Annotated in this window: 24 protein-coding genes; 17 read left to right on the forward strand and 7 right to left on the reverse strand. The window is 38.0% G+C overall.

Translation table 11 applies throughout. The features are described 5' to 3' along the window. Position 1: 1 nt before the first annotated feature. Both SG0102_RS00425 and SG0102_RS00430 read right to left on the reverse strand, forming a co-directional pair. A complete protein-coding gene (locus SG0102_RS00425; protein WP_125118120.1) occupies positions 2 to 1,114 on the reverse strand; it encodes a diaminopimelate decarboxylase family protein in 1,113 nt (370 codons plus the stop codon). Then, the gene (locus SG0102_RS00430; RefSeq protein ID WP_197715057.1) at positions 1,089 to 2,597 is read right to left on the reverse strand and encodes an AMP-binding protein; all 1,509 of its coding nucleotides are present in this window, start codon (positions 2,595 to 2,597) and stop codon (positions 1,089 to 1,091) included. The genes SG0102_RS00425 and SG0102_RS00430 overlap by 26 nt, the downstream gene beginning before the upstream one ends. 328 nt (positions 2,598 to 2,925) lie before the next feature. Between SG0102_RS00430 and SG0102_RS00435 the strand changes: the two genes are divergently transcribed. From SG0102_RS00435 to SG0102_RS00445, 3 genes are read left to right on the forward strand one after another with little or no spacing between them, the layout of a single operon-like run. Further along, complete coding sequence (locus SG0102_RS00435; RefSeq protein WP_125118121.1) at positions 2,926 to 4,035, forward strand: toxic anion resistance protein; 1,110 nt, start codon at positions 2,926 to 2,928, stop codon at positions 4,033 to 4,035. 5 nt (positions 4,036 to 4,040) lie between these two features. Then, positions 4,041 to 4,862 (forward strand): hypothetical protein, encoded by an 822-nt coding sequence (locus SG0102_RS00440; protein ID WP_125118122.1) that lies wholly within the window; start codon positions 4,041 to 4,043, stop codon positions 4,860 to 4,862. Position 4,863: 1 nt separating this feature from the next. Next, positions 4,864 to 5,298 carry a TM2 domain-containing protein gene (locus tag SG0102_RS00445; protein WP_197715058.1) on the forward strand — a complete coding sequence of 145 codons (435 nt, stop codon included), beginning with the start codon at positions 4,864 to 4,866 and terminating at the stop codon, positions 5,296 to 5,298. A gap of 30 nt (positions 5,299 to 5,328) precedes the next feature. On the opposite strand, the gene SG0102_RS00450 is transcribed toward SG0102_RS00445, so the two are convergent. Together SG0102_RS00450 and SG0102_RS15445 are read right to left on the reverse strand one after the other, a co-directional pair. Then, positions 5,329 to 5,883: a hypothetical protein gene (locus SG0102_RS00450; protein ID WP_125118123.1), complete on the reverse strand. Its 555-nt coding sequence runs from the start codon at positions 5,881 to 5,883 to the stop codon at positions 5,329 to 5,331. After that, positions 5,784 to 6,233 (reverse strand): hypothetical protein, encoded by a 450-nt coding sequence (locus tag SG0102_RS15445; protein WP_162300165.1) that lies wholly within the window; start codon positions 6,231 to 6,233, stop codon positions 5,784 to 5,786. The genes SG0102_RS00450 and SG0102_RS15445 overlap by 100 nt, the downstream gene beginning before the upstream one ends. 259 nt (positions 6,234 to 6,492) lie before the next feature. Between SG0102_RS15445 and SG0102_RS00455 the strand changes: the two genes are divergently transcribed. The 4 genes from SG0102_RS00455 to SG0102_RS00470 all read left to right on the forward strand — a co-directional run bounded on the left by SG0102_RS00455 (position 6,493) and on the right by SG0102_RS00470 (position 10,079). Continuing rightward, positions 6,493 to 7,071 (forward strand): manganese efflux pump MntP, encoded by a 579-nt coding sequence (locus SG0102_RS00455; RefSeq protein WP_125118124.1) that lies wholly within the window; start codon positions 6,493 to 6,495, stop codon positions 7,069 to 7,071. Between the two features lie 119 nt (positions 7,072 to 7,190). Continuing rightward, entirely contained in the window at positions 7,191 to 8,495 is a 1,305-nt protein-coding gene (locus tag SG0102_RS00460) for an ATP-binding protein (RefSeq protein WP_125118125.1), read from the forward strand. A 647-nt stretch (positions 8,496 to 9,142) separates the two neighbouring features. After that, positions 9,143 to 9,742 carry a TetR/AcrR family transcriptional regulator gene (locus SG0102_RS00465; RefSeq protein WP_125118126.1) on the forward strand — a complete coding sequence of 200 codons (600 nt, stop codon included), beginning with the start codon at positions 9,143 to 9,145 and terminating at the stop codon, positions 9,740 to 9,742. After that, on the forward strand, positions 9,735 to 10,079 hold the full coding sequence (locus SG0102_RS00470; protein WP_125118127.1) for a hypothetical protein: 345 nt from the start codon (positions 9,735 to 9,737) through the stop codon (positions 10,077 to 10,079). The genes SG0102_RS00465 and SG0102_RS00470 overlap by 8 nt, the downstream gene beginning before the upstream one ends. Positions 10,080 to 10,115: 36 nt before the next feature. Here SG0102_RS00470 and SG0102_RS00475 read toward each other — a convergent pair whose 3' ends face one another. Then, complete coding sequence (locus SG0102_RS00475; protein ID WP_125118128.1) at positions 10,116 to 10,448, reverse strand: hypothetical protein; 333 nt, start codon at positions 10,446 to 10,448, stop codon at positions 10,116 to 10,118. 164 nt (positions 10,449 to 10,612) lie between these two features. Between SG0102_RS00475 and SG0102_RS00480 the strand changes: the two genes are divergently transcribed. The 5 genes from SG0102_RS00480 to SG0102_RS15805 are packed head-to-tail and all read left to right on the forward strand — an operon-like array spanning position 10,613 to position 14,485. Further along, on the forward strand, positions 10,613 to 11,542 hold the full coding sequence (locus SG0102_RS00480) for a GTP-binding protein (protein WP_125118129.1): 930 nt from the start codon (positions 10,613 to 10,615) through the stop codon (positions 11,540 to 11,542). Continuing rightward, positions 11,539 to 12,645, forward strand: a complete 1,107-nt coding sequence (locus SG0102_RS00485) for a 3'-5' exonuclease (RefSeq protein ID WP_125118130.1) — start codon at positions 11,539 to 11,541, stop codon at positions 12,643 to 12,645. Before SG0102_RS00480 ends, SG0102_RS00485 begins: the two co-directional genes overlap by 4 nt. Continuing rightward, complete coding sequence (locus tag SG0102_RS00490) at positions 12,642 to 13,229, forward strand: hypothetical protein (protein WP_125118131.1); 588 nt, start codon at positions 12,642 to 12,644, stop codon at positions 13,227 to 13,229. The genes SG0102_RS00485 and SG0102_RS00490 overlap by 4 nt, the downstream gene beginning before the upstream one ends. Then, entirely contained in the window at positions 13,222 to 13,557 is a 336-nt protein-coding gene (locus tag SG0102_RS00495) for a hypothetical protein (RefSeq protein WP_125118132.1), read from the forward strand. The genes SG0102_RS00490 and SG0102_RS00495 overlap by 8 nt, the downstream gene beginning before the upstream one ends. Then, positions 13,535 to 14,485 (forward strand): GNAT family N-acetyltransferase, encoded by a 951-nt coding sequence (locus SG0102_RS15805; RefSeq protein WP_162300166.1) that lies wholly within the window; start codon positions 13,535 to 13,537, stop codon positions 14,483 to 14,485. Before SG0102_RS00495 ends, SG0102_RS15805 begins: the two co-directional genes overlap by 23 nt. 8 nt (positions 14,486 to 14,493) lie before the next feature. On the opposite strand, the gene SG0102_RS00505 is transcribed toward SG0102_RS15805, so the two are convergent. Both SG0102_RS00505 and SG0102_RS00510 read right to left on the reverse strand, forming a co-directional pair. Beyond that, positions 14,494 to 15,072 carry a peptidylprolyl isomerase gene (locus SG0102_RS00505; protein WP_125118134.1) on the reverse strand — a complete coding sequence of 193 codons (579 nt, stop codon included), beginning with the start codon at positions 15,070 to 15,072 and terminating at the stop codon, positions 14,494 to 14,496. Between the two features lie 34 nt (positions 15,073 to 15,106). After that, complete coding sequence (locus SG0102_RS00510) at positions 15,107 to 15,985, reverse strand: LysR family transcriptional regulator (RefSeq protein ID WP_125118135.1); 879 nt, start codon at positions 15,983 to 15,985, stop codon at positions 15,107 to 15,109. Positions 15,986 to 16,248: 263 nt separating this feature from the next. Between SG0102_RS00510 and SG0102_RS00515 the strand changes: the two genes are divergently transcribed. From SG0102_RS00515 to SG0102_RS00535, 5 genes are all read left to right on the forward strand, one after another. Further along, the gene (locus SG0102_RS00515) at positions 16,249 to 16,647 is read left to right on the forward strand and encodes a response regulator (protein WP_125118136.1); all 399 of its coding nucleotides are present in this window, start codon (positions 16,249 to 16,251) and stop codon (positions 16,645 to 16,647) included. Positions 16,648 to 16,894: 247 nt separating this feature from the next. Further along, on the forward strand, positions 16,895 to 17,740 hold the full coding sequence (locus tag SG0102_RS00520; RefSeq protein ID WP_125118137.1) for a hypothetical protein: 846 nt from the start codon (positions 16,895 to 16,897) through the stop codon (positions 17,738 to 17,740). 28 nt (positions 17,741 to 17,768) lie between these two features. Continuing rightward, on the forward strand, positions 17,769 to 17,978 hold the full coding sequence (locus SG0102_RS00525) for a hypothetical protein (protein WP_125118138.1): 210 nt from the start codon (positions 17,769 to 17,771) through the stop codon (positions 17,976 to 17,978). Next, positions 17,962 to 18,912: a helix-turn-helix domain-containing protein gene (locus tag SG0102_RS00530; RefSeq protein ID WP_125118139.1), complete on the forward strand. Its 951-nt coding sequence runs from the start codon at positions 17,962 to 17,964 to the stop codon at positions 18,910 to 18,912. The genes SG0102_RS00525 and SG0102_RS00530 overlap by 17 nt, the downstream gene beginning before the upstream one ends. Next, a complete protein-coding gene (locus tag SG0102_RS00535; RefSeq protein ID WP_148668817.1) occupies positions 18,852 to 19,352 on the forward strand; it encodes a transposase in 501 nt (166 codons plus the stop codon). Before SG0102_RS00530 ends, SG0102_RS00535 begins: the two co-directional genes overlap by 61 nt. Positions 19,353 to 19,520: the final 168 nt, after the last annotated feature.

The following is a 19,520-nucleotide window of genomic DNA, read 5'->3' on the forward strand; positions in this document are numbered from 1 at the left end:
ATTATTTTCCTCCATTAAGTGTGGCTGTCGGGGTATGGTCGCGGACAACCTGAATTGTTTTTTCATTTTTAATTAAGATGGCTGGCAGCTCTCTAGATAGGAAGAGCGAAATGCCTTCACACATCGCATAAGCCCCCGCATCTTTAAAGATCAGCTGATCCTTGATCGCTAAATCGGTGAGAGCGATATTACGAATTAAGATATCATTGGTCGTACATAAAGAGCCGCAGATCGTATAGTGCTGCGTAGGACCTTCTTTATGGGGATAATGTTCAAGTTTAGGAATATGCATCCCCATCATGCCGCCGTAATACGTTAACTGATGAATCCCGCCATCAACGATCGCATAATGAGTATTTTTCGTAGTTTTGAGATCCATCACGCTGGTGACATAAAAGCCGCAGCTGGCAGCGATAGAGCGGCCGCTTTCGATATAGACGGGTATATCAAAGAGCGTTAGTTCTTCACGGATCGCTTGTAAATAAGCTTCTTCATCGAAGTCTCCAAAGTAAGAGACATTCAGTCCTGGGCCATATTCTAGTTCTTTGATAGAAATCGGTAGATCGCTTATAAAGTCGTGCAGATAAACACATTCCTTATGAATTTTCTTCAGGGCATGTTTCTGGGTACCGCTGAAATATTCTAAGCCGATAATCTCCATTTCGGGATCATGGAAAGTACATATCTGACGCACATCCTCTTCGCTCATACCAAACTGATTTCCGCTTGATAGTCTCAGTAAGCATTGAAAAGAGCGCTTATTTTTTTGGGCGGCTGCCTTTAAAGATTCATACTGATGCATGGATTCAATGGTGACGCGTTTAATTGGATGTTTGACTATTTCGGCAATAAAAGCGTCATCTTTATTAACGCCGGAAATGACCATTTTTTCAAAAGGAACCTGCTGATCCATACAGATCTGCATTTCTCCTAGGGAACAGATTTCATAACGTTCGACTGCATTGATCAGACTTCCAGCAATAAAGGGATTGGCTTTAATCGCATAAACAAGATGCGCTGTCAGTTGTTCATGTAAATAAGCAATGCGTTTTTTGAGAATCTCTGTATCAAAGAGATAGAAGGGGGTTTTATACGTGTTTACGATAGCGCCCATGATAATCCTCCATGAGTTTCTTACGGTCAAGTTTACCGTTTTTGTTAAGCGGGAAGCAGTCTAACTGCATCAGTTTCGCTGGGATCATAAAGCGTGGTAATTCTTTTAAAAGCTGTGATTTTAATGTTTTATGATCAATATCACCGATATAATAAGCGATCAGCTTCTCTTTTTCTTGATCAAAGAGAGCGCAGGATGCCTGCACATCTTTTTGATGCAGTAACATCTGATCAATTTCCTCTAATTCAATGCGGTGTCCCATATATTTGATTTGGAAATCGCTGCGTCCTTTAAAGACATATTCACCTTGTTTATTGAGATAAGCTAAGTCCCCAGTGTTGTAGTATCGCTCTTTATAGCCACGGGTATTTTCTTCAATAAAAGCTGGCGACTCATGATTTAAATAGCCTAAGGCTAAACAGCTGCCGCTGACATAGATTTCACCAATGGTATAAGGCTTACTGATGCGTTTTCCGTTCTGACGTAATTCCACGCGTTTATTTGGGAATGGTTTACCGATCGGCAGTTCTTTCGCATAATCACGATGACGATCGATGATATGGTAAAGCGCATTGCAGGTGATTTCTGTTGGTCCATAAAGATTCACAAACATCGTCTCAGGCATATGATCGAGATAGTTCTTTAAGTGTTTATAAGGCATCATTTCGCCGCTAAAAAGAATCTTATCGACATATTCAGGAACCCTATAGTCCAAACCGTGATAAACACTGATTAAAGTTAAAGCACTGACCGCCCAGATCATTGTGGTGACTTTCTGATCTGACAGGAAGTCTAATAAAGGAGCGGGCTGACTAAATAGCACTCTTGGTACTAAGACTAAGGTCGCACCGACATTTAACATGGTATAAATGTCTTTGACACAGACATCAAAATCAAAAGGGGCCTGATTGGCCAGGACATCCTGATTGGTGATATGAAAAAGATCATCGAAGGTGGGAATAAAATCAAGGACACTGCGATGATTAATGATCACACCTTTTGGAATACCGGTAGAACCGCTAGTAAAATTGATATACAGCGGATCAAGATCAATCTGATTTTCTAAACACTCCTGTAATAACGATGTATTGATTTCACTGCTGATGAGTTTTTCATAACGCAGAATCTTCTGATTGGGGAAAAGTTCCATCGCTTTTTGAATATGAGCCTGATCAGTAATGACATAACGCGCGCTTAAGGCCCGCTCCATTGCCTGTAAGCGTAAATCGGGTAAATCAGTATTAAAGATACAGTAACTATTACCCGATAAGGCAATACCTAACATACTGATCACGGCTGGCAGGTCATGATCTAAAAAAATGATCACGGGGGATTGCCGGCTGTAAGCGGCGATCCCGCTGCCAAGCTGTCTGACAGAGTTATGTAACTGCTCAAAAGTGCACGTATCCCGACCATTGCTTAAGGCAATCGCATCAGGATAACAGCGCGCTGAGCGCTGCAGTAATTCATAAACATTTTTCATAGAATCAATCCTTTCGACACCTATCATAAAGGTGTGATGTGGCAAAGTTGTGACAAAACGTCGTTTTCTTTTTCACAATTACATTATATTGACCTTTTCTTAATAGAAACAAGAATAAATTATTAAATGATTCTAAAAAATCATATATTGACATCACAAAGAAAGTGCCTTCATGAAAGTAAGCATAAGTATGTGATTTCGCACTAAAGTGCGGAAAAAGATGTAAAAATCGCAATACTAACGCTAGGCAAGGTTAAGAGAGCTTTGTACAATATTAAGTAAGGAAAGCGTAATAATGATATAATGAAAAACGAAGGGAGATGTTCCTATGGATGAATATAAACCAACATTAACGTTTGATGATGATAGTTCTAAGCCTGAAGAAAAACAGGCAGATGTCCTGGCGCAGTCTGAAGATTTCAGCCCCGAAGAGCAGCGCCAGATTGATGAATTTGTGTCTAAAATTGATTTGATGAATGCAACGCAGATTTTAAACTATGGCTTAGGGGCGCAGAAGCGTTCAGTTGAATTCTCTGACCAGGCTTTAAAAAGCGTACAAACGAAAGATTTTGATGAAGTCGGTGCTTTATTAGCCAATATGGCTGGACAGATTGAATCATTTGGTGAAGAAGAGAAGCATGGCATTAAAGGCTTCTTTGCGAAAAAGAAGAGTCAGTTAGATGTGATGAAAGCGCAGTATGCGACAACCGAAGAAAACTTAAATAAAATTGCCAATGAGCTAGATCAGCATCGTTTTACCTTGATGAAAGATATTGCCATGTTAGATCATCTTTATAAGCAGAATGAAGGCTACTTTAAAGAATTATCAATGTATATTGCAGCGGGCAAGAAAAAGCTTGCCGAAACGGAAAATAAAGATATTCCAGCTCTGCAGGATAAAGCGCGTTTAAGCGGGAAGCAGGAAGATGCTCAGCAGGTCAGTGATCTGATCGATCGGGCTAATCGTTTTGAAAAGAAGATTCACGACTTGGAATTAACCCGCACCGTATCATTGCAGATGGCTCCGCAGATTCGCTTAGTGCAGAATGCGGATACGATGATGGCGGAAAAGATTCAGTCAACAATTGTAAATACCTTACCATTATGGAAAAATCAGATGGTTTTAGCGTTAGGTGTCCATCATGCCAGCTTAGCTGCCAAAGCGCAGCAGTTGGTCACGGATACCACTAATCAGATGTTAAAGGAAAATGCAGACTTATTAAAAACAACAACGATTGAAGCGGCGCAGGCCAATGAGCGCAGCATTGTCGATTTAGAAACATTAAAGCATACCAATGAAGCTTTAATTTCTACCATTGATGAAGTCAAACGTATCCAGGAAGAAGGCATTAACCAGCGCCTGGAGGCAGAAAAAGAATTACATACCATTGAGCAGCAGCTCAAGCAGAAATTATTAGAAGCGCATCATAAGGAGTGATGACCATGAAAATGAATACTGGGAAAGCCATTATCCTGATTCTCGTCATCTACGGAATTGCTAGTTCAGCTTTTGGTGATACCGTCGGGGCCATGGCCGCTTTGGCTTTCTTTCTTTATCTGGTTTTCTTTAAAAAGGTAAAAGGCCAGGAGAAGGTCCTTGATTATACCAAACGTGGCGGTCTGGAAGTGGCGCAGGTGGATGCTCTTTATCGCCAGTACAGTCCGATTATTGAAAACTATAAAACGACCCCTCTTTCCATGTTTATGGAAACGCTCCATAAAAGTGAACAGCAAGTGGTTAATGACTTAAACAGCCTGCTTTTAGCGGGGCGCTTCCAGCAGGCCAATATCTCTGAGGGACAGTTTGTCGTTGAAGAAAACGAAGAAGAACGTTTTGTCCAGAAAGAAGAGAAACAGCCAGAAATCTTTACCATTATTGATGGCCTTTTGCCATTAGTTAAGAATAAAGAGGTCTATGGAGCGATTCTCAGCATCCAGGAAGACTGTCACCTGATGCTTAATGAAACGTTCCAAAGCGAGATTGAAGAAAGTGCGATGAACAAATTCAACACTTTCTATTTACCAAAAACGATTGAACAGCTTGTCTATTATAAGAAGCTATTAAGCAAATCTTCTTTATCTGATCAGCAGCATAATGCGATGATCAGTGTTGAAGGGGCGATTATTTCTATTAGTCATATCTTTAAAGATTACGTTGAATCGGTTGATTCAGCAGAAGCGTTTGATATGGAAGCGGAAGCCAAAGCCATTAAACAAATGGCCGATAGCGACCGCCCACATCAGGATTTTGATTGGAGGGCTTAAAATGGAAGGTCACATAGAACACATCGATATGGGCAAAGTCAGAATTGCCTTAACGGATGGCCGGGAAGCCATTATTCCTATTGCCGATGTTAATTACTTAAGACCGCAGGTGCATGATCATGTTTCTCTTTATCCACAAGGAAAAAAGCTTATTGCGACCCATTATGTCAAAGAGAAAACACCGGATTATCCACAAAATGCCCGTATTTATAACAAGCATTTATTCACCTGGATCTTTTGCTTTTTCTTAGGCGGCTTAGGGGTAGATCGTTTCTGTCGCGGTCAGGTGGCCTTAGGCCTTATTAAGCTCTTTACGGCCGGCATGTTAGGTATCTGGACCCTTGTCGATTTTATTATTGCCTGTAAGAAAGCCTATGGACGTGCTTATGCTAATACCGAAGACTTCGCTTTTATAAATGGCAACTATACAAGATAAAAAGCCGCTAGGGGCATTGTCCCTATGCGGCTATTTTAATGTGAAGTCTTTGCCTTTATAAGCAATATGTTTGATCTTGATTTTTTCCTGCTTTGTTTCAAAGGAAACAACACAATCCTTTTTTGTAAAACGAATAATATTTAAGCTGTCATCAAGTGACCATTTGGTGGTGAAAGTGCGATATTGCGTTCGTTTTTTCGTATCAAGATTATACTTCATCAGCGTATGATGGTAAATTTGTCTATTTACGTTTATTTTTGTTTTTGTAAAGTAGAAATCGCGACCGATCTTTTGTGTATGTAATAATGTGGAATCGGCCAGCTTAGTGATTTTATGGAGCTGCCTATCATAAAGATAAATAGGTACGATACCAATGTCACTAGGATAGGAATCGATGCCAGTAAAGTAATTATTATGGCTTTGAATGATAGTATCTTTAGTTTTTTGATAAGATATAAAGCGATCAGTTGCCGCATCATATTCTGCTACAAATTTATCGGCGTAGTCATAGTAGACAAAGAACTTTTGGCTATTGGAACCGATGATTGTGCAAAAAGATAAACCATCAATGGGTCGGACGTCCATTTAACGCTTTTTTTACGGTTCTTGAGGTTTACTTTAACCAACTGAAAATAGCAAATTTCATTTTTTTCTGGCGTCTGTCTTATATAGTAAGCGTTCTGACCGTTAGAAAGGATTTCTACAGTACTGTCCCTTTCGAGAATCGAAAGATGTTTTTTGTCAGTACCGCAAAGCAGATTATCTTTTTTATCATGAGAAAAATAATAGCGTCCAGCTTTTTGAATCTGTGGAACTATAGGTCCATATTCGGTATTACTAGAAAAAAGCAAGTGATAAGATGACTGGGCTTTGATGGGGACCATCAGGTTCAGACACAAAATGAAAGATAGTGGGAATATAAGTAATTTCTTCATAAGATAAAATCATCCTTCTATTTTAGTAAAGGAACAAGAAGAGTTCAACAGTTAGAATTGACTAACATGTGAAATGAGTGATACATTAACTCCTGTGAGGGAGTAGCGAGCACTTCTGTGTGATACGTCAACATACTGACTCTAATGAGTCTGGCGTATCTTAATTTGCGAGACTCATGTATAACGATCAGGCTATACATGGGTGAGTAGTTCTTTTGCAGGCCAGGTATAGTTACCTGGTTTTTTCGTGGAGGAAAGTATGATTGTATTTGTATTCAACAGCATTTTATTAGGGGTTGGGTTAGCGATGGACGCTTTTTCTGTCTCTTTAGCCAATGGCCTGAAAGAGCCGCAAATGCGCAAAGTGAAGATGATTAAGACGGCGGGTGTCTTTGGTGTTTTTCAGACGGGGATGCCATTAATTGGCTGGTTATGTGTGCATACCATTGCCAGCTACTTTACGGCTTTTCAAAAAGCCATTCCATGGATTGCTTTAATTCTTTTAGGGTATATTGGGGGATCAATGTTAAAGGAAGGGATCAGCGGCGAGGTAGAAGAAATAGATGATACGATCCTTGATAAAAAAACGCTATTTATTCAAGGGATTGCGACGAGTATTGATGCTTTATCGGTTGGTTTCACAATCGCTTCTTATACCTGGTATAGTGCTTTGATTTCTACTGTGATTATTGGTGTAACGACTTTTGTCATTTGTATGGCCGGTTTAAAACTTGGTAAAATCTTTGGCTTGAAGTTAGCGGATCGTGCTACCATCTTTGGTGGTATTATCCTGATTTTTATTGGTTTAGAGATCTTCATCTCTAATGTCTTTATGTAGAAGGGTTAAACTCTTCTTTTTTGTTTATGACAAAAAGATATATCGATATTAAGATTATCACTAAAAATATAGAATAAAATAATGAATTGTGCTAGAATTGCCTCACAGGAGGATAAAACATGGAATCGTTAGTATCAAACCTTATTATTTATCGCAATTCAGAAGCTGGCGAGATTCTGGAAGAACTCGCTCGCATCTTTACAGCTTACCATGATGGTGATTATTATAAAAATTCATTAAGAGGAGAAGTCCTTGATGTTGTTCAGGAACTTTTGAAACTTGCTACAAAATATGGCTTTAATGATAATTTATGGCATAACTATTTAGCGTATATGATCGCTATGACCGAAACACCATTTACCTTAGTGTGTGAAAAAGTAGGTGCTAATGATGGCACGGTCAATGTCTTTGCGAAGAATGACTTCCACATCTTTAAACAGCTTTTTGATTATGATTTTAGTGATATTGAAAGAGATCTTGATCTCAACTGCTTTAGTTTAATTGAAAACTATCATGCCGTAGGCAAAGAAGAACGGATCTTTAATAAGAGTGTCAGTGAAAAGGTTCAGGCTTTATCTAAAGCTATTGAACAGGCAAATACGGATGATGAACTGTATCAGGTGATTACCACTTTCTATAAAGATTATGGGGTTGGTAAATATGGCTTGAATAAAGCTTTCCGTTTATCAGACTCATTAGAAGAGGAATTCTTAATTCCAATTACGAATACGTCTAATGTCATGTTAGATGACTTAGTTGGCTATGAAACGCAGAAACAGGAATTAATTGCGAATACGGAAGCTTTTGTAGAAAGACGTAAAGCAAATAACGTTTTGCTTTATGGCGATGCAGGAACAGGAAAATCAACCTCTATTAAGGCGATCTTAAACCAGTATTATCCACAGGGCTTACGCATTATTGAAGTCTATAAACATCAGTTTAAATATCTCTCTAAGATTATCAGTGAAATTAAAAACCGAAACTATCGTTTCATTATCTATATGGATGATTTATCATTCGAAGAATTTGAAACAGATTATAAGTATTTAAAAGCAATCATTGAAGGTGGTCTGGAACCAAGACCAGAAAATGTTTTGATCTATGCCACAAGTAACCGCCGTCACCTCATTAGAGAAACATGGAGTGATCGTGATGGGAATGGTGAAGATATCCATCGTAATGATACGATTCAGGAGAAGTTATCATTATCAGCCCGTTTTGGCGTTACCATTGGTTACTACAAACCTTCAAAGAAGGAATTTATCGATATTGTCCTAGAATTAGCAAAACGTGATCCAGCAATCACGTTAGATGAAGAAGAGATCAAACGTCAGGCTAACATCTGGATGGTCAATCATGGTGGTGCCTCAGGACGTACGGCTCAGCAGTTTGTCGATCATTTAGCTGGCGGTACAAACAAATAATACGTAAAAAAGCATCTGTTCATTGGGATAGATGCTTTTTTACTCTAATATAAAGAGGATGAATGGAAGAAAATTGTGTGTTATAAATAATAATAAAATAATATTTATAAAGAAGTAAAGCAAAAGAAACGAGTGCAATTTCTTCTAAAATGTAAGCGATTACTCTGTTTTGCTTTTTTGCCATCCTTCGGTTTTTTAACACATTTTGTCCTTCTTTTTCTATTTAGTCATTGACTATCTGAGTCACATGTCCTTCACTTTTCCTAATTATTTTGCATGTAAATTTAGAGATATTATAATAATTTGGTGGTAAGTATGTAATCTTATCAGTTCCCTCACTCAGATTCATAAAATTTATTCCAATAGTTGAATAAATATGATAATATTGATGAAAATTAGGTTTTAAAATTGAAATTATGAAATATTCATCAAGAATCTGATGGACTATATTGATTGTATATATGAAGACCATGTCTTCTAAAAGTATAGATATAAAAAGATATAATCCATGTAAATTATTTTCATGGCTATGTGATGATAATCACATAGCCATTCTTGAGAATTATGAAAAAGCTAAAATTTATCTATTACTATAATAGTCATTGACTTAAAGTCAATGACTATAGTATGATGATGTAGGTGATATTATGACATTAACGAAAAGACAACAGGCAGCCTTAGAGACCAGACGAAAGATTATTGAAGCTGCTTATCAGCTGATTGAAGAGAAAGGTCTTGATCATATTATGGTTGAAGACATTACTAAGAAAGCTGGGGTGTCCAAAGGCTCCTTCTATACGTATTTCAAAAAGAAAGAAGATATTATTGAAGTGATTGGTCAGGGACCCGTGATGAAGATTAATGAAGAGCTATCGAAGATGGATCAGAAGATTGCGATTAAGTTATCTTATTTCTTTGTGCAGTATCTATCGGCAATGAAAACACAAGGGGTCTATCTGACGAAAGAATTTTTAAGCGGTGAACTGAATCATGAGACGCATACACGTTATTCTTATGACGAGAAGGCCATAAAAGATTTACTTAATCTCGCTGTGACTCATCGAGAACTAAAAAAAGAGACTCCTGTAGATTTACTGACCGGAATCTTATTGAGTAACCTCTATGGCATGGGTTATCAGTATGTCATGAGTCAGGGAAATTTTGATATTAATAAATATGCGAAAAGCTATTTTGATCAGGTGATTTTACCGCTACTTGATCGCTATGAGGAGGAGAACCATGGGTAAATTGATATTAACGATTGGCCTAGGAGCTTTTATTGTGTATATGGGCATAATGATTGCTTTTAAGGAAAGAATAGATCTGATTCATGACTATCATCATCGTTATGTAGAAGAAGAAAACAAACCGCTGTTTTGTCGGTTAGTGGGCAGCGGCATGATGATTGCCGGCATCGGTTTTGCGGGTATGGGTCTATTGAGTAATGCCTTAGGTAAACAAGGCTATATGATTTCATTAGGTCTTTTATTTCTTGGTATTTTGATCGCCGCGATTACGATTGTGAAGTTTAATGCCATTCATCAGGTCAAAGACTATGCGAAAAAGCGGGAACGAAAAAAATGATATTGAGGGGACTCAATATCATTTTTATTTCCAGGATTATTTTTTGCTTTTTTCTTTGAATTCTTTAGCCATCATAGAATAGAAATCAATGTTTTCCTGAGCTCCATTGATAATGTTATCGAAGGCGCGGATTTTATGTACATCAGGCATAAAGTCTCTTGTGACATAATCTTCACGTAATGCTTTAAATAAAGCCAGCTCATCTTCTTTTGTATGAACCTGAGATTCCGCGTATGCAGCGACATCTTCAGTGGTAAAGCCTTTACCTTCTGATACTTTATGGAAGATTTGTGCTTCTTTCTGTAACTTCTTATTAATTTTCAAAAATAATTCGTATGATACAACTTCAGTGTTTTGTCCTTCTGACATGACAATTCCTCCTTCACCTGTCTCTATTGTAACCAATTTCACCATAATATTAAAGATGTTAATAAAATATTAACAAAAGAATATTTTTACTTACTCTTTTAAAGAGTCATTATCCTGTCATAAATGAAGAGAAATGGTATAATCCCCCTATAGGAGGTGCTTCTATGGTTAAAGTAGATTTAATTACAGGATTTCTCGGGGCGGGTAAAACCACCTTTATCAAATATTATACTAAGTATTTACAAAAACAAGGTTTAAAGATTGCCGTTATTGAAAATGATTATGGCGCGATTAATGTGGATCGTATGATTCTCCAGGATGAATTAGGTGATGATGTCGATGTAGAAATGGTGATTGGCGGGGATCCGGACTGCCGGATTCGTCGTTTCAAGACCAAACTCATTTCGATGGGGATGTTAGGCTATGATCGTGTTATTGTTGAACCTTCAGGTATTTATGATGTTGATGAATTCTTTGATGTGCTCCATGAAGCACCATTAGATCAGTGGTATGAAATAGGTAACGTTTTAGCGATCGTGGATGCATCCTTAGAGGATGATTTAAGTAAAGAATCAGACTATGTCTTAGCGAGTGAAATTGCTTATGCTGGTAAAGTCATCTTCAGTAAGGTTCAGGAAACAACTGACAAGCAGATTGAAGAGACGATTGGGCATATTGAAAGAGCTTTAAAAGCTTCTCATTCCAACCGTGATATCCGTAAGGATATTATGGCGAAAGACTGGCGGGATTTCACTGATGCAGACTATGCCTCAATGATGCATAGCGACTATGATTTAGGCATCTTTGTGAAGAAGTTTATTAAAGACAATCATTTTAATTCGGTCTTCTATTACAATCGTCCTTATCGTCTGGAAGATATTAAAAAACATATTCAGGAAAGCTTTCATGATGAAAAGTGCGGTCATGTTTTCCGTATCAAAGGTTTTATTGAAACAGATCATGGCTGGAAGGAAGTCAATGCGACAAAAGATATGATCACGGTTAATGATGTGAAATCTGGTCAGCAGGTTATTATTATCATTGGTGAATTATTAAATGAAAAAGCATTGAATCAGTACTGGGAAAAACGATGAAACTAAAAGAAGTTAACCAGGAATATCACTTTGAAAAAGCCAAATTAAAGCAGTGGTTGATTGATCAGGGACTCATTGAACCGCATGATCATCGGGATATTTATCAGTTAGAATGTGATACTGAGATGATTCAAATGATTGATGATGATCAGTATGCCATTAGGCATACGGTAGTTAGAAAGAAGTTTCAAACCATTGATGATTATCAGGCACCAGCCATGATTCCAATGGATTTCCGGATTTTAAACATTCATAATTTTGTCGTCTTAGATACTGAAACAACTGGTCTTTATAAAGATGATGAAGTCATAGAATTATCAATCATTGATACGTTAGGACGAGAACTTTATCATTCGCTTTTTTGTCCGACTAAGAAAATGGGGGAAGCAGCGATCAGAGTAACAGGGTTGGACTATGCGATGTTAAAAGAGGAACCGTTATTTAAAGATGAGTGGCCGAAAATAAAAAAAGCTATTGGTTCCCACAAAATATTAGGACATAATATTGCCTATGATTATCGGGTGACCTTATCCACCGCTAAGCGTTATGGCATTGCGGAAACAGAAGTCAAAGATCTGTTTAGAGATATGATTGATTCAAAGGCTTTAGTGGCTCATTATTATCAGTCTCGCAGTTATAAGCTGGCTTATTTATGTAAGAAATTTGGTATTACAGAATCACAAAAACATCGAGCAACGTATGACTGCCTGCAGACCTTGCAGATGCTTAGGGCATTAGAACATAAACTAGTGAATGAAGGCTATCAGGCAGCTGGTGATACTTACGACTTGGCATTAATCCAAAAGGAGAAGAAACAGATGGAGGCATTAAAAGAAGCGGCTTTATATGGTTACAAAGCTGGAAAAAGTATCGAAGACTTATCAATATTTTACAGTTTATCAGAAGATGAAGTGACATCATTAGTGATTGATGCCTATCATCAGGGCTTATGTGAGATTCGCATCGATACGCAGAAAGAAGAAAACGTCCTTTTTATCGCTCGTAGTATTCCTGATCTGACTTTCGATCAGCTGGCTAAAAAGGCTAAAAAATATGCCTCAGAAAATGAAATCAGACTGATCATGGCAAAGGAGCATTTATGAGTACAACCGGAGAAAGAATGAAAGCATTAATTGCTTATAATCATTACAATTTAGAAAAGCTATCATGGGATAGCGGGATCCCGCTTGATCGCCTGCAAATTCTGATTGATGATCAGGATAGACCTAGTGATGAAGAGGGAAAAGATTTATCTCCTGTTTTAGGCTGTGACGGCAGTTATTTAGCAGGAAAAGAAGAACAGCGTTACGTGGCTTATGTGCAGGTATTAAAGCGGCTGGAAGAAGAAGGCATAGTGGAAACGGAAGCCTGGATCCAGTGCTTTATTGATCGAGAATATGATTTTTATGATTTTGAAGTCATTATGTATAATATGCAGGATGAAGAATGTCCATCACCAATTGGCAGTCTGATGTTTTTAGATGATCAGCAGGATGATGGTTTATATCTTGTTGCGCATGATGGAAAAATGGTTTTAGCCACGAAGATGCAAAATCAAATGATGCGTCATGGACATAAACTAGATGATTATAAAATTTATAAACATGTCGCATTTGTACGTTTAGATTTAGAAGATACATTGCTTTCGTTAACAAGAAAGATTCGTAAGGGTGAGTTAGATGTTTAAAAAGTTTTTGAAGTCCTGGCAGCAAGCTTCAAATAAAAAGGGCTTTGTGATTTCTCTGATTATTGGTTTGACTTTGACTTTTTTATCAATGTTAGGATCTTTGGCCTCATTTCTTTTAACCCCTCATTTAAAAGGATATTATGAAGGCATTTTACATTCTTTTTACTATGAAGCTTATCAGGGACCGCAAGGCTTTTCTTTTAAAGCGGGTTTAACATGGAATCCTTTGATTCTCATTGTGATGATTGGCGGTGTCTTTTTGCTTTTTCTCTTAGGTAAATATTTATTAAGAAAGGCGGGTCATGATGATTCAAAAAGAAACATATAATCAGGAGATCCATGATCTGATGTGGGAGGTCTTTTTAAAAGAAGTGGCCCCTTATTATAGTAAAGAGGGTATCTCAACATTTAAAGCGACGATCGATGAATATGATTACTTATCAGAGATGCGTTTTTATACCTATCGTGAAGAGAGTCTGTTAGGGGTCATAGGAACGGATGAAGATAATACACATATTTCGTTCTTCTTTGTGAAAAAACCTGGTCAAGGGATTGGCAAAGCATTACTTGATCATGTCATGAAAGATAATGAAGAGAAGCGGATCAGTGTCAATGCGGCGAAGAATGCTTATGAGATCTATCATCATTTAGGCTTTGAAGATGTTGATGAGGAAAGAAAGCAGGATGGTATTATTTCTAAGGAAATGGTCTATGTTCCCAGATGTTCCTGGGTCCCTTTAGATGATCCGTTATATGTCGCGTACCATGATGAGGAGTGGGGAAAACCGACACATGATGAACAGAAGCTTTATGAAATGTTTGTTTTAGAACTCTTTCAGGCAGGTTTATCCTGGCGTATTATTCTTCATAAGCGAGAAAACTTCCGTGAAGCGTATGATCACTTTGATTTAGATCGGGTCTGTTTATATGATGAAACGAAAATTGATGCTCTTTGTCATAATCCTGGTATTATTCGTTCTCGGGCGAAGATAAAAGCGAGTATTAGTAACTCACGGATCTTTAGAGAGATTCAAAAAGAGTATGGCAGTTTTGATGCTTATATCTGGCATTTTACCAATGGTCAGGTAATAACATGTGATCCTCATATCACGAAAAATGCTTTATCAGATGAGGTGAGTGCTGACTTAAAGAAACGCGGTGTGAAGTATGCTGGCAGTGTTACAATCTATTCATATTTACAGGCAATTGGTGTGATCAATGCCCATGAACATAATTGTTTCCAATATAAAAAGTAGCTTGAAAGCTACTTTTTCATGCGAATAGATGTAATAACTGGCTGATTTTTTGCAGCGACGCTGCCATTATTATCAGTGACCTGAACGCTGTTAGCGATTTTATCAACGACATCCATGCCGCTTGTCACTTTCCCGAAGGCTGCGTACTGCCCATCTAAAGAAGAGTTAGTCTCTTGCATAATAAAGAACTGGGAAGAGGCACTGTTATAGTCGCTTGAACGTGCCATGGAAATGACCCCACGCTTATGTTTCAGGGTGTTTTTAACACCATTGGCAGAAAATTCACCTTTAATAGTATCATCACTGCCGCCGGTTCCATCACCATTAGGATCGCCACCCTGGATCATAAAGCCCTGAATAATACGATGGAAAGTTAACCCATCATAGAACTTTTCATGCACTAATTTTTTAAAGTTTTTGACTGTAATAGGGGCCTGCTTAGGATCTAACTGGACGGTGATTTTACCATAGTTTTCGACTGTAATCACTGCTGTGTTAGAACCATCATTATTGCTTTTTGATGATGAACAGGCACTTAATGTCATCATTAATACAAGTGATAACATCAGTGTTATTAACTTTTTCATTGCTTTCACCTCCGGGTTATTATCTCATTTTTCTTTATGCTTGGCTATATAATTTCCGGATCTCATCCAAAAAGAGCTGGTGTAATGGTGTCATCACTTCATATTTTTTCCATATGAGTACCAGTTTTGCATTTATTTCTGGTGTAATAGGTTTCCAGATCAAATGGGGGAGCCTTGGCGCTATATCCTTGATGGTAATAGCCTGTCCTAGATGTGAAGAAACCATTAAAGAAGCATTATAAATGAGATTAAAACTGCCGATGATATGCATAGCGGAATCATTCTTTAAGCGACTGACAAAGGCTGTGTCATTGATTTCGCTCCTCGTTGATACGAGTAATTCCATTTGATAAAGATCATCATAGGTAATTTGATCTTTGCGGGCTAAGGGGTGATCATCGCACATCAGAACTCCCATCTGATCATATGAAGGGACTTCAATAAAGTTATATTTTTCCTTTTGAACAGGCTCAAAGACGAGGGCAAAGTCTAATAATCCAGTGTCTACTTTTTCTAATACATCGTCAGCTACTCCACTGTATAAGCGATAGGTTACTGATGGGTGTTCCTGGTGAATAGTACTCAGCAGGTCGGTAATTTGTTTCATCTGATACGTTTCTCCAGCGCCAATATGAATGCTGCCATGAAGCTGCGTATTCGTTGAAGATAGTTCATCTTTTGCTTTTTGTACGAGTGTTAATATTTCTTCTGCTCTTTTCTTAAAGATTTCACCATCTTGGGTTAAAGTTGTTTTACGACCAGTACGATTAAAAAGAGTTTTACCAAGATCTTTTTCAAGATCTTGGATTTGTCTTGATAGGGTTGGCTGAGTAATATGTAAACTTTCGGCAGCTTTGGTAATGTTTTCTTCTCGTGCGATTGCGAGAAAGTATTCTAATAATCTTGTGTCCATAGTTTCCTCCTTGATTATATTGTAGGATATAAATATTAATGAGTATATAATTTTAGTTATGGAATACGGAGAATGGTCGGTATTTCTTTTTATTTGTTTTATAGCATTTTTAAATAATCCGTGTGGTTTATACCAATTATGTTCCTTTTTTTGCTAATTCTGCATAAAGTTAGCTTTTGAGGGCATATTTTTTATATTATAGTTCTAAGGGATATCGTAAAAGTTTGTATTATGCCCTATATATTATAGAACGGAGAGCACCTATGATGAAAATTGTAATATGTGATGATGAATTAGAATATTGCACTAAGGCGAAGGTGGTCATTGAACGGTATTTGAAAAGTCGAAATATTGCAGGTGATATTACATACTGCATGACAGGAGATGAACTTTTAAAACAAGACAATGTAGATGTGATTTTTATGGATATTCATTTGAAGAATGAAAATGGCATAGATGTAATCAAATTAGTTAATAAGAAGTGGCCGAGAACTGTGATTGTTTATTTAACAAATCATATTATTTATGCCTCGGCTGTTTATGCGACTAAGCATTCATTTTTTGTCATCAAAGATGAGTTTGAAGAGCGATTGGATGAGATTTTTGATAAAATCTTAGCGGATCTTTCTCAACCGTCAATTGATTTTCGAAATTCCAGTTAGATATTTCTAACGTGAATTCTATCATTCACTTATTAATCCTTATGTTTTTTATGAATTTAGTTATTCAGTTATTTTAAAATGTGATAAAATTATCATGATATTAAAGTGTTAAACTAAATTCGATTTGGAGGTAAGGACAAAAAAAGATGATGAGTTAATGCCCTGGAAAAGCTTCTCATCATCTGTCCAACAAGACAATATGATAGTAATACACATCCCGCCTGTTTTCAAGTATAAAAGTTTAAATATGCATTTATGTGATGGTTCCTTTTCCTTCAATGATAAGATTTCCTCATGCTTCAAAGAGCTCATTAGAAATTCTTCTAGTGCAGAGCAGAAGCCTGAGCACGTCTTTCCTGACTGCGCAAATAACCACTTATGGAACAATAACTTTTCCGTTGCCCTTTTAGTGCGCTCTGATAACAGATTCTTTTTCAGACTGGTTAAAAAGCTTTATGAAGCTTGCCTTTCATCAACTGAACTTGCTTATGACATCATGCTTTTCATCAACGCCACCTATTCATATATCATGAACACCTTCTCTGCAGAGGATATTGTGAGAACAATACCCGATTTTTCTGATGAGAACGCACATGACTGGATAAAATTCGGGCATTACAAGAAGATCGTAAACATTAACGATACTCCTTATGAATTTCAGCTTCAGCGCATCTACTCCAAAAGCCTTCATAAAACTCATGCCGTGTTTCCGCTGGGAATTATCCCTTTTATGCGTGAAAACCTTTTTGATATCCTTCTATACCTGCATCAGATCTTTCACGGCGACAGCAGCCTTGAGGATTTTCATGGTCGGCTTAGAGCACTCCTGGAATATCTTTATGCAACCCCTAAGATCAATAAAATGAGTGATAATTTGCTTTCTAATCTTATATGCTCATTTATCGCTGATCACTTCAAAGATTTCTATCAAAACAGTTTCATGACCGTTACTAAAGGTCTCACCAAAGATTGCGTAAAAAACAGCTTCCTCCGCGATGATGTTGCCTGCCCATTACCAACATGGGAAAAATGTGAATCAGCCCTGACGGTGTTAAACTTCTTTGTAAAGAAGCGGGAAACCGCCAAAAAATAGGAAAAATATCAAGGAGGTGGCATTAAACATGTCAAATATCACAAAGAAGGCGGCTATTAAGAACAATAGCCGAGAAATCAATGGGACTATGCGCCCTTCGAAAGGCAAAAAACGTTGCAGAAAGCTTTCAGAAGTCGAAGAGGACGCATTAATGAGAAGACTCTATCCCTACACATTAATTGATTACTGCTACCAAACAGTAATGCAGGAAGGTGATAAGAATGGAAAGAGCCGCTAAAAAGCCCATAGGATATCAGAAGCACATAACTTATGAGCTTCGAGAAAAGATTGAAGCAGGTCTCAAGAGCGGCCTTAATAAGGCCCAAATTGCCAAGACCATTCATAAAGATCCAACTACCGTCGCTAAGGAAATTCGGAATCACAGAACTCCTTCAGGATCGCCAAGCAAGGCACCCTTTGACTGCGCCAACTACAAAAAGTGCACAAGAGGACGGGAGTGCAGAACCAGCCATGAGGTGTTCATGGAATGCACTGACTACACCCTGTTTAAATGCAATCAAAGGGACAGATCACCGGGCGTCTGCAACGGCTGCACCAAAGCCCCCAGCTGCAGATTCTCAAAATACTACTACAGAGCAGATGTGGCCCAAAGAGCATACGAATATATGCTTAGGGATTCGAGAATGGGCTTCAACCTCACCTATTCAGAGGCTCAGTGGATGGCTGATATCATCAAGCCTGAGCTTGAACAGGGCAAGTCACCGTATGCAATTCTTAACGAGCATCCTGAGCTCAAAATTTCCGAAAAGTGCCTGTACAACTATATTGAGCAGGGTGCATTTGAACAGTTTGGAATCAATAGCCTGGCGCTCAGAAACCAGGTAAAGAGAAGAAAGATGCCTAAGGTACGCGCTAACCAGTACAGAAAGCGCAAGGACAGCGGCTATTTAACCGGAAGAACATTCAAGGACTTTCTTGAATACAACCCCTTGTGGCCGCACAGTACAGCATCAATCATAGCGTTAAGCTCTATGATGGTGCAGAACGGCCTGATAGCGAGCAGGCAATTGATCATCCTGTCGGCTATATCCTTATGGATACCGTTTATAATGATGTTTCTAACGGCCCGTTTATTCAGACTTTTAAGATCATGCCAGGCGGTGTATTTCTTGCCGTCTATCATGATGAAAAAACAGCTGAGGAGATGGTGAATGGCCTTGACTATATTGAAAAGCTGCTTGGCCCGGATGTATTTATTAATAATATAGGGTCTATCCTGACTGACAGAGGCAGTGAATTCTCGCTGGCCGATGAATTCGAAGACAGAGAGTCAGGAACATGCCGAATCTTCTACTGTGATGCGATGCATTCAAATCAGAAGGGATCACTTGAGAACGAGCATCTTGTTTTAAGATATATCTGCCCTAAGAAAAAGAATCTCCGCAAGCTTGGGCTTGTAAGTCAGGAGGCCCTTAACAGAGCCGTTAATAATATCAACTCCTACTCCCGCAAGCTCTATGGCGGCAGAAGTCTCTATGAAAACACGGCTTTCATGATGCCGGAGATCTATGAGGCTCTAAAGTGCAAAGGCTATAGCCAAATCGATAAAGACAAGGTGGAGTTAAAGCCTTCAGTTTTAAAGAAAAAGTAATCAAAAAAATGTGGAAATAAGTCCTTCACAGAAATGTGAGGTGCGAAGTTCCACATTTTTCGCTACAATCTTTTTTCATTATTAGCAATCAATTTAGTAAAATCAGACATGTTTTGACCTCTGAATTTCTAATAAGCGCTAACGAATTCCTTTAATAAAGGCATTTGT

Origin of the sequence: Intestinibaculum porci (assembly GCF_003925875.1) — a bacterium.
GTDB lineage: Bacteria > Bacillota_I > Bacilli_A > Erysipelotrichales > Coprobacillaceae > Intestinibaculum > Intestinibaculum porci.